The organism is Enterobacter sp. WPR_3_1 (assembly GCF_003635055.1).
Lineage (GTDB): Bacteria > Pseudomonadota > Gammaproteobacteria > Enterobacterales > Enterobacteriaceae > Enterobacter > Enterobacter ludwigii.
In genome coordinates this window covers 211,334-225,041 of sequence record NZ_RBXU01000011.1, presented here as the reverse complement: position 1 = coordinate 225,041, position 13,708 = coordinate 211,334, and the positions used below count along the sequence as shown (strand labels likewise).

The 13,708-nt window shown below is 55.9% G+C and carries 9 protein-coding genes; 2 read left to right on the top strand and 7 right to left on the bottom strand.

Translation table 11 applies throughout. The features are described from left to right. Nucleotides 1–14 precede the first annotated feature (14 nt). Nucleotides 15–935, bottom strand: a complete 921-nt coding sequence (gene ldtB / locus BJ887_RS15110; protein ID WP_025204618.1) for a L,D-transpeptidase — start codon at nt 933–935, stop codon at nt 15–17. Between the two features lie 221 nt (nt 936–1,156). Between ldtB and BJ887_RS15105 the strand changes: the two genes are divergently transcribed. Beyond that, nucleotides 1,157–2,752, top strand: coding sequence for an ABC-F family ATPase (locus BJ887_RS15105; protein ID WP_014169271.1), 1,596 nt, complete (start codon nt 1,157–1,159; stop codon nt 2,750–2,752). A 76-nt stretch (nt 2,753–2,828) separates the two neighbouring features. Here BJ887_RS15105 and BJ887_RS15100 read toward each other — a convergent pair whose 3' ends face one another. Both BJ887_RS15100 and BJ887_RS15095 read right to left on the bottom strand, forming a co-directional pair. Next, on the bottom strand, nt 2,829–5,192 hold the full coding sequence (locus tag BJ887_RS15100; RefSeq protein ID WP_229216850.1) for a glycoside hydrolase family 31 protein: 2,364 nt from the start codon (nt 5,190–5,192) through the stop codon (nt 2,829–2,831). A 17-nt stretch (nt 5,193–5,209) separates the two neighbouring features. Further along, nucleotides 5,210–6,511, bottom strand: coding sequence for an MFS transporter (locus tag BJ887_RS15095; RefSeq protein ID WP_020884899.1), 1,302 nt, complete (start codon nt 6,509–6,511; stop codon nt 5,210–5,212). Nucleotides 6,512–6,798: 287 nt separating this feature from the next. Here BJ887_RS15095 and BJ887_RS15090 point away from each other — a divergent pair, with 287 nt between their 5' ends. Continuing rightward, a complete protein-coding gene (locus tag BJ887_RS15090) occupies nt 6,799–7,872 on the top strand; it encodes a LacI family DNA-binding transcriptional regulator (protein WP_025204616.1) in 1,074 nt (357 codons plus the stop codon). On the opposite strand, the gene BJ887_RS15085 is transcribed toward BJ887_RS15090, so the two are convergent. The 4 genes from BJ887_RS15085 to BJ887_RS15070 all read right to left on the bottom strand — a co-directional run bounded on the left by BJ887_RS15085 (nt 7,869) and on the right by BJ887_RS15070 (nt 13,588). After that, nucleotides 7,869–9,125, bottom strand: a complete 1,257-nt coding sequence (locus BJ887_RS15085) for a DUF1479 domain-containing protein (protein ID WP_014169275.1) — start codon at nt 9,123–9,125, stop codon at nt 7,869–7,871. The two genes, BJ887_RS15090 and BJ887_RS15085, sit on opposite strands and share 4 nt — an antisense overlap. 149 nt (nt 9,126–9,274) lie before the next feature. Continuing rightward, nucleotides 9,275–10,090, bottom strand: coding sequence for a Cof-type HAD-IIB family hydrolase (locus tag BJ887_RS15080; RefSeq protein ID WP_121340066.1), 816 nt, complete (start codon nt 10,088–10,090; stop codon nt 9,275–9,277). Nucleotides 10,091–10,251: 161 nt separating this feature from the next. Then, entirely contained in the window at nt 10,252–12,684 is a 2,433-nt protein-coding gene (locus BJ887_RS15075; RefSeq protein ID WP_086463039.1) for a formate C-acetyltransferase/glycerol dehydratase family glycyl radical enzyme, read from the bottom strand. A 4-nt stretch (nt 12,685–12,688) separates the two neighbouring features. Continuing rightward, complete coding sequence (locus BJ887_RS15070; protein WP_063934405.1) at nt 12,689–13,588, bottom strand: glycyl-radical enzyme activating protein; 900 nt, start codon at nt 13,586–13,588, stop codon at nt 12,689–12,691. Nucleotides 13,589–13,708: the final 120 nt, after the last annotated feature.

Genomic DNA, 13,708 nt, shown 5'->3' with positions numbered 1-13,708 from the left:
CACCGGGCAGAGGGTCAGTTCAGACGCACTGGCATACCAGAACGGTTCTGAACGGCCTGGTCAACAATCGCTGTCTCTACATCCGGCTGAGAGGTCACGGACTGCACCGCGCTGTTCAGCGTAACCGGAACGATTTCGTTGTTGTTGATCTGGTCTTCGCTGGTGGACAGCGGGTTGTGTACTTCAATGTAACGGCTGCCATCCGGCTCAGACGTCGCTTTAACCGGTTCGTTGATGAACTGGACGCGGGTACCGACCGGCACGTTTTCGAACAGGAATTTGATGTCTTCGTTACGCAGACGTACGCAGCCGTGGCTTACGCGCAGGCCGATACCGAAGTTGGCGTTGGTCCCGTGAATCGCGTACAGACGGCCAATGTACAGCGCGTACAGACCCATTGGGTTATCAGGGCCTGCCGGTACAACGGCTGGCAGGGGTTCACCCGCAGCGATGTACTCTGCGTGCATTTTGGCGGTTGGCGTCCAGGTTGGGCCTGCTTTCTTACGCTCAACTTTGGTCGTCCAGTTCATTGGGGTGTCTTTACCCAGCTGGCCGATACCGATTGGCAGCACGATAACCGTGTTGGTGCCTTTCGGGTAGTAATACAGACGCATTTCCGCGCTGTTGATGACGATACCTTCATGGACGGTATCCGGCAGGATCAGCTGCTGAGGAATGTTCAGCACGGTACCGGCTTTAGGCAGATACGGGTCAACACCCGGATTCGCTTCCAGCATGTTAGACAGGCCCAACTGGTACTGCGCCGCGAAATATTCCAGTGGCTGAGCGTTACCTTCAGGCACCGTGACCACCTGGTTTTGACCAACCAGACGGCTACCGTCTGTCGGCAGCGGATAAGTCACCGCAGAAGCGGTTTTGCAAAAACCTACTACGGCTAACGCCGCCGCAAAAAGCGTTGTTAATTTCATGTTCATGTTGTGCGAGGTATCTAAGCCATTCCGGCGATGAGTTGATAAGTCTGAATCTTGATGGGAGCGCATTATATGTGCATTCCCGCTAACAGGGAATTCAGATGTGTACGAAATCACATTTTTTTCGATTTTGTTAAAGTTTAGCGGATTGCCGCAACGCGGGATCTCAATTCGGAATTGTGGCATAATGCCGTGTTTATCACACTTTTCGCAGGAATCTCCCCGTGTTAGTTACCAGCAACGTCACTATGCAGTTTGGCAGTAAGCCGCTGTTCGAAAACATTTCCGTCAAATTTGGCGGCGGCAACCGTTACGGCCTGATTGGCGCCAACGGTAGCGGTAAATCTACTTTTATGAAAATCCTCGGCGGTGATTTAGAGCCGACGCTGGGCAACGTTTCGCTCGATCCAAACGAGCGCATCGGTAAGCTGCGTCAGGATCAGTTCGCCTTTGAAGAGTTCACCGTCCTTGATACCGTTATCATGGGACACGCGGAGCTGTGGGAAGTGAAGCAGGAGCGCGATCGCATCTACGCTCTGGCGGAGATGAGCGAAGAAGATGGCTACAAAGTGGCCGATCTCGAAGTGCTGTACGGCGAAATGGATGGCTACTCTGCGGAAGCGCGTGCGGGCGAGCTGCTGCTGGGTGTGGGTATTCCGGTAGAACAACATTACGGCCCGATGAGTGAAGTCGCGCCAGGCTGGAAACTGCGTGTTCTGCTGGCGCAGGCGCTGTTCTCCAATCCGGATATCCTGCTGCTCGACGAACCAACGAACAACCTGGACATCGACACCATCCGCTGGCTGGAGCAGACGCTGAACGATCGCGACAGCACCATGATCATCATCTCGCACGACCGTCACTTCCTGAACATGGTGTGTACACACATGGCGGACCTGGACTACGGCGAGCTGCGCGTTTATCCGGGCAACTACGATGAGTACATGACGGCAGCCACGCAGGCGCGTGAACGTCTGCTGGCGGATAACGCCAAGAAGAAAGCCCAGATTGCTGATCTGCAGTCTTTCGTCAGCCGCTTCAGCGCGAACGCCTCTAAATCTCGCCAGGCGACCTCTCGTGCGCGTCAGATTGATAAGATCAAGCTTGATGAAGTGAAAGCGTCCAGCCGTCAGAACCCATTCATCCGCTTCGAGCAGGACAAGAAACTGTTCCGTAATGCGCTGGAAGTGGAAGCCCTGGCTAAAGGTTTTGAAAACGGTCCGCTGTTTAAAAACTTTAACCTGCTGCTGGAAGTGGGCGAGAAGATCGCCATTCTGGGTGCCAACGGCGTGGGTAAATCCACCCTGCTGAAAACCCTGGTCGGCGAACTGCAGCCGGATAACGGTACCGTGAAGTGGTCTGAAAACGCGCAGATTGGTTACTACGCACAGGACCATGAATACGAGTTCGAAAACGACCTGACCGTCTTCGACTGGATGAGCCAGTGGAAGCAGGAAGGCGATGACGAGCAGGCGGTGCGCAGCATTCTGGGTCGTCTGTTGTTCAGCCAGGACGACATCAAGAAGCCTGCTAAAGTGCTTTCCGGTGGTGAAAAAGGGCGCATGCTGTTCGGTAAGCTGATGATGGAAAAACCCAATATCCTGGTGATGGATGAACCGACTAACCACCTGGATATGGAATCTATCGAATCGCTGAACATGGCGCTGGAGATGTATCAGGGGACCCTGATCTTCGTCTCTCACGACCGTGAATTCGTCAGCTCGCTGGCGACCCGCGTGATCGAAATTACGCCTGAGCGCGTGGTGGACTTCACCGGTAACTACGAAGATTACCTGCGCAGTAAAGGTATCGAGAGTTAAAAAAAGCCCGGTGGCGCTACGCCTACCGGGCCTGTGTTTGATGCCCTCTCCCTGTGGGAGCGGGCATCAGGCCGTACTAGACCACCCATTCACTCCCTTCAATACCATTCACCAGCAGCGTGCGTTTTTCCCCGGCCGGTAACGATATCTTCAGCGCTTTCCACGCCGGACGATAATCTCCCCGCGCACTGACCTTCAGGTTGATGGTGGCACCGTCGCATGCCATGTCCCATTCCACCCACAGCGCATTGCCGTTCTGATAGCCCCAGCTTTCACCATCGTCTTCAAACAGCAGGCCCGCGGTTGAACCGACGCCTTTCACCGGGAACAGTTTCAGCTCACGGGTAGTGTCTTTTTCCGCGCTGACATGCGTAATGCGTTCGCTGAGCGGCAGACCCGCACCGGCACGTACCAGCAGCGGCAATTTCTCCAGCGGCGCATCACGTACGATCCACTGCCCGCCAGCGAACCACTCGTGGGTGTAAAAATCGTACCAGCCCGTTTCATTTTCCGGCAGCCAGACGCGTCGCTCGCGCTGCCCGGCCTCCACCACGCTGGCCACCAGCAGGTCGCGACCCAGCAGGAAATCATCGTTCTCCTCAAACGTCTGCGCATCGTGTTCGTGGTCGAGGAAGGTCGGGCGTAGCATCGGTTCGTCGTCGGCATGCGCCTGCCAGAGCAGGGTATAAAGGTACGGCAGCAGACGATAACGTAATTCAATGGCACCACGAATAGCCGGCGTCACGCCCGGATACATCCACGGCTCGTTAACGGTGTGGTCATCATTCCATGAGTGAATAGTAAAGCGCGGATGCATCACGCCGTTTTGCACCCAGCGTACGAACAGTTCCGCGTCGGGTTTGTCGCCAGAAAAACCACCGACATCATGCCCCACATTAAACAGCCCGGACAGGCTCATTCCCAGACCCATGCGGGTGTTATAGCGCAGGGTATCCCAGCTGGTACGGTTATCGCCGCTCCAGGTCTGGACGTAACGCTGCATGCCCGCGCAGCCGGAGCGGGAAATGAGATACGGACGTTTTTCCGGGGCAAAACGCTGCTGCGCTTCCAGTGAGGCACGCATCATCAGCAGCGGCATCACCGGGCGAATGTGCTTGATCGCGATTTCCTTGCCAAAGCCGTGGCAGCGGGCTTCGCCATCCCACACTTCATATTCGTTGTTGTCGTTCCAGGTGGCGTCGATCCCCATCTCAAGCAGCTGCGTGGTTACCCCTTCCTGCCACCATTTCACCGTCTGTGGGTTGGTAAAATCGAGGTGAGAACCTTCGTCATCCCAGAAGCTGGAGCGTTCTGGCGCGTCGGTTTCCGAATCGCGGATGAACAACCCGTTTTCCGCAACTTCGTTATAGCGCGGGTGATCCTGCAGCAGGCATGGCTTGATGTTGGCCGCCAGCTTTAACCCCGCGTCGTGGAAAGCCTGGGTCATCACCTTCGGCTGCGGCACCTTGTCGTGGTTCCAGTTAAAGACGTAGCGCTTGCCGTTGATCGAGGTATAGCCCGAAGAGAGCTGGAACGAGTCGCAGGGAATAGCATGTTCTTCGCACAGACGAATAAAGTTCATCAGCTGATTCTGCGCATCCGGCGCGTCGGTGTAATGCATGGTCGAACCGCTGTAACCCAGGCTCCATTTCGGCCCGAAGAGCGTTTTCCCGGTCAGTCGCACGAAAGCTTTGGTCACGTCCAGCGCCCGTTTGCCCGTGAACAGGTAGTAATCGATGTCGCCCGCTTCCGCCTGCCAGCGACGATAGGCGGTGTGATAGTTGTCAATCTCGTTGCCCAGATCTAGCCAGCAGCTGCTCAGGTTGTCGTAGAAGAGACCGTAACTCACGTCATCGCGACGGGTGAGGGTGAACGGAATATGTTTGTACAGAGGATCGGTGCTGGCCGCGTTGTAGCCCATTGCATCAAGGTTGCGCATCTCGTAGCGTTTACCGTTACGCTGCAGATCGCCGGCTTTCTCACCCAGACCGTAGAAGCGTTCATCCTTGCGGCGGCTCAGGTAGTGCGCCGCACCGTCGCCATGGGCATTCAGCAGATAGGCACTGGTTGGACGGTCGTTGACCAGCGGCTGCCACTCACCCGCCTCATTGCGGTAGTGCCACTCCAGCCACAGCGGCTGATGCACGGTCACACGCAGCTGTTCGGTGGCAACCGTCAGCACGTTGTCCTGCTGCGTCAGCGTCCAGGCGGGGCAGGTGAAACCACTCAGGTCGTCGCGGCGGCGACCTTCCCACGGCACATCTTGCTGCGGGGCGATGCTCCAGGTGCGATCCAGCGTCAGCTCACCTTTGCGTTTAATCAGCACGCGGAACAGATTTTCTTCCAGCACATACAGGCACAGACGATGCTGGTTATCGACCAGCAGTTCCAGATGATTTGCCGACTGCTTATCAACGGTCCAGTTTTTCAGGGTTTTCATACGCAATACATCCACTATCAGGCGCGCTTGGCGCGACGTTCAGCAATAAATGCCACCAGGAAAACAGCGCCAATCAGGTCAAAGAACCCCATGGCAATAAAGAGCGGGTTAAAGCCGATTTTGTCGGCGGTCACCCCAATTAACAGGGAGAACAGGAAGCTGGCGATCCAGGCCGCCGAGCCGCGCATGCCGTTAACGGTCGCCATCTGACCTTTATCAAATGACTCCACGACCAGCGCGCTGAGCATGCAGGAGATGATCTGATGCCCGAAACCGCCGATGGAAATCAGCACGATGGTGATATACGGGTCGCGGGTAATGGCCACGACCGCCAGGGAGATCATCAGGAATGCCCCGGTGACGGAGCTGGCCACCACCGAGTTCACACGGCTGCAGCCGAACAGTCGGGCATACAGACGGGTAAGGTAGCCGCTTGCCACGCTGCCAAGGTCCGCGGCAAGGAACGGCAGCCAGGCAAACATCGCAATCTGCTTCAAATCCATGCCGTGCTCTTTGGCGAGATACAGCGGAACCCAGAAGCTCAGCACGGCCCAGGCCGGTTCGGCCATAAACGCCGGAAGGGCGATACCGTAGAAGCGCTTATTTTTGGAGACATTTTTCAGCGCGGTGAGGAAGGGCAGTTTTACCGCAGGCGGTTCGTTATCCTGCTTGATAAATGCCAGTTCGTCCTTGCTCAGGTTCGGATGCTGTTCCGGGTTGTGGTAAAAAGCCCACCAGAGGATCACCCACAGCAGCGCCAGCACGCCGGTAAACATAAACGCGCCCTGCCAGCCAAACGAGGCGTGCGCGAAATAGATGATGGGCGGTGCCAGCATCGCGCCAATGGAGAACCCTACGCCCGCCCAACCGGCCGCGACAGGACGTTCCGATTTCGGAAACCATTCGCCAATGGTTTTCGCATTCGCCGGCGTGGCGGCCGCTTCAGAAGCACCCATAAAGAAGCGCAAGATAGCCAGGTGCAGCCAGCTGCCCGCCCCGGCGTGGAAAATACACATCAGCGCCCAGATCCCGGCGCAAACCATAAAGCCAATTTTCAGACCAATCACGTCGATCAACCAGCCGCACAGAGGCTGGAAAATGGTGTAGGCAATCTGAAATGCCCCGACGATCCAGGAGTATTGCTCGGTGGTGATCCCAAGGCTCTCTTTCAACTCAGGGGCGAGAATACCCAGCGAGTTTCGGGTGATGTAGTTAACGGTGACGCCCAGTAAGAACAGTACCAGCACATACCAGCGCAGGTTCTTAATGACGCGACGGGTTTTGCTTGTCGCAACGGTGTTATTGATGTCCTGACTCATTTTACTCTCCACAAGACGGACGGTAAGGGGACGGAGGTTCAGGTGTCACACAGATTTTTATGGCTTTGATTTCTATCCGTTTTAATTTAGAAGTTGCTATACAACTAGTATGGAAGTGGTGTGACAAATTCACCTTAAGGGAGAAAATGAGCAGGCAATAGTGGATTTTGTGCAAAATTTCTCATCAATGACATAAATCATCTGGCATGATGCTTTTTATGCCCGTTACTGCCTGATGAGTACGCCATGAAAATTTTTTCATTTCGCAAATGGAGCCAGATCACAAAATGGACAAAAGGCTAAAAATCACCGAAATTGCCGCCCGCACGCAGCTCTCCATCAGCACCGTGTCGCGGGTGCTGGCAGGAAAAGCGAACACCAGTGAAAAAGCGCGCGCCAGGGTGCTGGCCTGCGCGCGGGAGCTGGGGGTGATGGACGGTCTGGCGGCGGGGCGTCTGCTGCTCAACAGCCTGGTGGTTTTTGCGCCACAGCGCGCCTTTGACGAGCGGTCCGACATCTTTTACTACCGTGTGATCCAGAGCGTGAGTAAAGGCCTTGCTTCCCACGATGTCCGTCTGCGTTATTGCGCGCTGGAAGAGAATGACAGCGACGCACAGCTTTTTCTGGCACGGATGAACGAGCCGGAGACACAGGCCGCTATTCTTCTCGGTATCGACGATCCGCATATCCACGATCTGGCGGTGGATGTGGGTAAACCCTGCATGCTGATTAACTGCCGCGACCGGCATATGCGCCTGCCTGCAGTGGCACCGGACCACCGCTCGATAGGTGAGCGGGCCGCGGACTATCTGTTTGAAATGGGACACCGTGAGGTGATGAATGTCCTCTGCCTGCGGCGTTACACCATGGAACTGCGTCTGGCCGGGATCCGCGATGCGTGGCAATCTCACAACCTGAAATTCAACGATAAACGCGATCTGCTGGTGGCTCCGAGCTTCAGCGCGCGCGAAACGGAAGAGCTGGTCACCTCCTGGCTCCGTCAAATGCAGGGTAAGGATCTGCCCACCGCATTTTTGGTCGGCGGCGATTTTATGGCGGCGGGCACCATCAGTGCGCTGCAAAAACAGGGCTTGCGCGTGCCGCAGGATATCTCGGTGATGAGCATTGACGGGTTTAATCTGGCGGCCATTCAGGATGTTCCGCTCACGGCGGTGCACGTACCGCGCGATGAACTGGGAACCGAAGCGGTGCATATGCTTCAGCAACGGCTGATGCGCCCGGATGCACCGGTGGGAACGTTATTGCTTAACGGCACGCTGGCCGTGCGGGGATCTGTCCGGCGGATACGTCAGGGGAAACGACGCACCGCCGTGGAGCGGGAAGGGTTATACGACAGTTAAGCCATACCCAGTGCACGCTTGCCGTGAATATTCAGATCGTTCACGGTAAAGCGGTCCTGCCAGTTTTTTTCATAATCTTCGCGCGGGAAATCGCCCGGCGATGCACCGGTTTCCAGCGCTGCTTTCACTTTTTTCGCATAGGCGAGGTTTTTCTCGCACATCGGGGCGGCAGGGATATACATTACGTTGCCCCAGCCTTGCTGATTTTCCACCGGTGCTACGGAGTGGATGACGTCACAGTGCCACCACACGGAATCGCCTGCTTCCAGTGCAGGAATGCTGCTCAGCGCTTCGATTAACAGCGGATGCCATTTCTCGGAGACCGGCAGGACACGTCCCGGCGCGACGCCGCAGAGTTCATCTTCCGGGACATCATCCAGCAGCGGACGCAGCAGAATGTAAGCCATCGCTTCCGGAATAGGCACCACATGCAGTAGCCCCTGACCCGGGATCATATCTGACAGCGCCGTCCAGCCCTGGAAGGTGCGGAATACAGAACATTTTGTGGTGTTATCCACGGTGTACTCTTCCACTTCGGTACGGTGTGCGGCGTTCCACGGATCGTATTTATCCACGTTGCCGTCAAAAACGCGGGCAAAGACCTGCTGATAGGCCGGCAGCAGCCAGCGCTCCAGCGCGCCGGAATCGGTATGCGCGCCCAGCCCTTTAGAGGTGGTACCCGGTGGGCGACGACGAATACGGTCCGGATAAATGACGCTGACGTCCGGATCGAACCACTGCTTGCCATTACTCTCGAAGGTCCATAAACGGTTCAGGAACGACTGTACCTGCGCCATCTCTTCACTCTGGCGGGCCTGCATTTGCGCCTGCGACCAGTAGATAGGGTAAATTTCCGGACGTGAGGCGGTTAAGGTACCAAAGAAGTTATCGCCCGGACCTTTATAGACCTCATCAAACCGGTTGAGATCGAGGTAGTCGAGCATCGATTGATCCCACGCCAGCGCCTGCTCACGAGGGAAGTGACCTTTAATCACCGCGCAGCCACGGCGTTTGACCGCGTCACGCTGTGCCTGGGTGATCGTCCCGTTTTTCACATCCGCAAACGGGATAACCGGCCAGACGGTTTCACCTTTGTTCTTCAGGGCATTAATTTCCGCCACGCGGGTCGCGATTTTATCGCTGAGCGTGTCGAATACCGCCTGAACGTCTCCGATCTGCGCACGTAGTTCACGCTTCAACTGACGAATCGCTGCTTTATGGTCCGCAGGCAAACTTTCACTGGTAAACGTCATAACTGCCTCGCATCTTTCATTCGAAAGTAAAAATATCTACAAGTGATACTTTAAGTTAAAAATTAGTTAATGCAAGTTTAAATGTTTGACGTGTGCCACAGGATGGAAAAAGAGTGAGGTGCCGGAGCAGTGCTCCGGCAAGAGAGAGATTACGCGTCGAACGGGGAGTGGTCGTCAAGCACGGCCTGAATCACATTCAGTGCGCCCTGATGGTTGTTGTCATCCGTGCTGTAGCGGCAGATCGTTTTGATGCTCTGCGCCGCGTTGCCCATGGCAAAATTGTATTTCACCAGCTTCAGCATTTCCGCATCGTTGCCGCTGTCCCCGATTGCCACGCACGCCTGCGGCGAGATTTTCCAGCGCTTCAGCAGACGGCTAATACCGTTGGCTTTGTGCAGGCCCGGGATAATCAAATCGACAAACCCAAAACCGCTGGTGACGGGTTTCATAATCCCGTCGAGGGAGACGTGCAGTTTGTCGACAAGATTCGGGATATCGCTGTCCGGCAGATTCAGGGAGAATTTGAACAGCACGTCATCAATTTCGCGGTAATCACGGATGCGTTTTAAGCGGTGGTAGTGCTTTGACATGAGCGCCACAAACGCGTCCGGCGCCCGATCGCTGACGTAGGCGCTCTCCAGCCCACAGGCCACAAAGTTGAGCGCGTTGTCTTTCAGCAACTCGCCAATGACGATTTGCGACTCATGGCGGGTCAGTTCACCGTGAAAAATCTGCTCACCGTGATCGAACACCAGCGCGCCATTTTCCGCCACGAAGGAGATCTGATCTTTCAGTTCCGGGAAGAAGGAGATGAGCTGGTAATACTGGTTGCCGCTGGCGACGACAAATTCAATATTACGGGCTTTAAGCTGCTCAAACTGTACCTGAAAGCGGTCGCGGTCGTACTGCTTGGCATCATCAAGGAAAGTTCCGTCCATATCGGTGACGATAACTTTTACGGTCATACTGTGCTCCTGAGTCACTGCGTTTGAAACATTCTAATAACAAGGTGACGGAGAGCACAAATTTAATTTCATTCGAAAGTCAAAGCAAAGCGGCAACCGAAATTGCCGCTCAAAGACAGGTTCCCTCTCCTTGATGGGAGAGGGCATAAGTCTGAAGAGAGTTAAAGCGTGTGCTCGGTACGCGCAATAATATCGTCCTGCGCATCCGGCGACAGGGCGGTAAAGAACGCGGAGTACCCTGCGACGCGCACCACCAGGTCACGATACTGGTCCGGGTGCTTCTTCGCTTCCAGCAGCGTTTCACGCGAAACGATGTTGTACTGAATATGCCAGCCCTTGTGTACTTCAAAGAAGGTACGCAGAAGCACCATCAGTTTCTGACGGTCACTGTCATTTTCCAGCGTCGACGGATTGAGCTTCTGGTTTAACAGTACCCCGCCGAGGATCGCTTCGGTTGGCAGTTTGCCGACAGAGCCAATTACCGCCGTCGGGCCGAGGTGGTCAGTACCGGAGGCCGGGCTGGCTCCTTCTGCCAGCGGAGTATGCGCCTTACGTCCATCCGGGGTTGCCATCGTTGCCGCGCCAAACGGCACGTTCGCGGAGATAGATGACGTGCCGGCATAGTAGTTACCGCCAATCGGACCACGGCCATAGCGCGGGTTATGGTACTGCTTCAGCTCGGCGATATAAGTTTCGTAGGCACGGGTCAGCAGCATATCCACGCTGTCGTCATCGTTACCGTATTTTGGCGCGCCGTTGATCAGCCGCTGACGCAGCTGCTCGTGGGTCAGCCCGTCGAAATCATCGGCCAGAGCGGCGGCCAGCTGTTGCTGACCTATCGTACCCTGTTCGAAGACCAGTTTTTTCACTGCGGCCAGGCTGTTGCCCAGGTTAGCAATACCCACTTGCAGGCCTGACACCCAGTCATACTTCGCGCCGCCTTGTTTGATGCTTTTCGCGCGTTCTATACAGTCATCCACCAGCGCTGAGCAGAGAATATCGGGGACGTTCTCTTCCAGCATCGTGTCCACCACATACTCAATCTCGATAGATTTGCGGGTGTAGTAGCGGATTTGGGTATCCCACGCTGCCATCACCTCTTCGAAGTTATCGAAGTTACCGGCAGAGAGTGCTTTCTCCTGTGGCAGGAATACCTTACCGCTGGTGGCATCGCGGCCGCCTTCCAGCGCTGCCAGCATCACGCGGGCGAAGTTGATAAAGCTCATGCCGGTGCAGCGATAACCCCATTTGCCACCCACTGCGGTTTCGATGCAGCCAATCGCGGCATAGTCATAGGCATCCTCTTTTTCGACGCCGAGCTTGATAAATTCCGGAATGACAATCTCATCGTTGTTGAACGCGGGCATACCAAAGCCGCAGCGGATCACCTGCACGCAGGCGTCGAGGAAGTCATTGCTCATGCCCGCATGATAACGCACGCTCAGGTTTGGCTGCGTGGAGCGCAGGCGACCGCAGGATTCCAGAATCGCGTAGCTGAGCGGGTTGACCGCGTCCATAGGCTCACCGTTGATCAGCGTCTGTCCACCGATGGTGACGTTCTGATACAGCGGGCTACCCGCTGAAGCTTTGGAGTGCGAACCGGAGCGGATTTTGTTCACTTCCAGCAGCTTCAGCCAGCAGCTGTGCAGCAGCTCGATGGCATGTTCGCGGTCGAGGCTCTGGTTCAGCTCCACGTCGCGGCGGTAGTACGGATAGAGGTACTGGTCCATGCGGGCAAACGAGACGGAGTGGCCGTTGGACTCAATCTGCAGAATCAGCTGAATGAAGTAGCACAGCTGCAGCGCCTGCCAGAAGGTTGTTGGCGGCTGATGGGCGATTACATCACAGTTTTCTGCCATCGCAAGCAGCTCGTCGCGACGGCTTTCACGGGATTCGGTTGCCGCCATTTCACGCGCCAGCGCGGCGAAACGTTCGATGTGCAGGCTGACCGCTTCCAGCACAATATCGATCGCTTTCAGGAACTGTTCCCCGTGAAGGTCGTCGAGCACCGTCAGGTTGATACGCGAACGACGCTCGGCCACTTTGTCGCGCAGACCATCGAGGCCTTTCTCCAGCAGCAGCGGGAAGTTAACCGCCAGGTGTGCGTCGCCGGAGGTCATGTTACCTTCCGCTTTGATAATGCCGGTTTCCAGCAGCCCTTTTTGCTCGTCGGTGAACATGCCGTAGCAGCGGTCCTGCACCGTCTGGCCGCGCCACCATGGGCAGATCTCATGCAATACGCGCTTGTTTTCTTCGCTCACCGCAAAGCCTGCGCCCGGACGGTCCGCCAGATCGTCAATCTCTTTTTCAATCCACGAGACGGTGTATTCCGGGAAAATTGGCGCGGCGCGGACTTCACTGGCCTGGTTACCGATGATCAGCTCATCGTGTTTTATCCAGATGGTGCGCTGCGCGAGGTGATGCGCCAGCGCCAGCGCGCGACGCACCGGGATCGGCTTGTCCATATGCTGCTGGTACATCTCGGTGTAATGCAGGGCGCGCTCGGTACAGACCGGCGGCTTCACGATATGCACGAGGGCCGTTTTGTGTGCTTTTATGCGCTCGCTAAGGGTGTTGAGATTCAGGGTCGTCATAAGTTTATCCTCGTAAGGTCGCGGTTAACCCTTTCTGGCAGGCGTACTGCTGTGCGAAGTCCAGAAGCGCAGGATCATCCAGCGGTTTATCAGGGGCAGAGTAGGGTTGGCCGAGCAGGGTATATTTGTTCATGCCCAGCGTGTGGTACGGCAGAAAATGGATCTCGCGGACGTTGAGTTCGTCTGCGGCAAAATTGGTGATGGCGGTAATCGACGCTTCATCGGCGTTGAAGCCCTGAATCAGCGGTACGCGGATGGTGACCTGTTTACCGGCGGCGGCCAGGCGTTTCAGGTTATCAAGGATCCGTTTGGCGGAACCGTCGGTCCACTGTTTGAACGTCCTGCCATCAACGTGTTTCAGGTCAGCCAGGAACAGATCGACATACGGTAATGACGGTGCAATATAATGCCATGGCACGTGGAGACAGGTTTCCACGGCGGTATGTATGCCTTGCTCATGGCTGGCTTTAAACAGGGCATGAGCCAGATCGGGATTCATAAACGGTTCACCGCCGGACAGGGTTATCCCGCCGCCGCTGCGGTCATAGAACGGCTTGTCGCGCAGTACGGTGGACATAATCTCTTCGACCTGCTTTTCTTCACCACAGACGGTGAGCGCTTGTGTCGGGCAGCAGTCGGTGAGGGCGACGAGAGTCTCTTCGTTAAGCTTTTCACGGTGGATAACCAGCCCATTCAGCGCACGATCGATAATGCCCGGCGCCGCTTTCTGGCACAGGTCGCAGCCTTCCAGGCACAGCCGTGCGTCAAAGAGCACATCCCGGTGGCGGGAGCGGCTTTCCGGATTCTGGCACCAGCGACAGCCCAGCGAGCAGCCTTTCAGGAACACCACGGTACGAATACCGGGGCCATCGTGGGTAGAGTAACGCTGAATATTGAAGATCATGTTTTCGCCTCTCATCTTACATATGAAGATTAAATTACTTTCGAATGAAAGTTATCTTGATGCAGGTCAACTCCTGAGCAGGTTTTGTCGTGATAGGGTAAATGCAGGCTAAATTTGAGG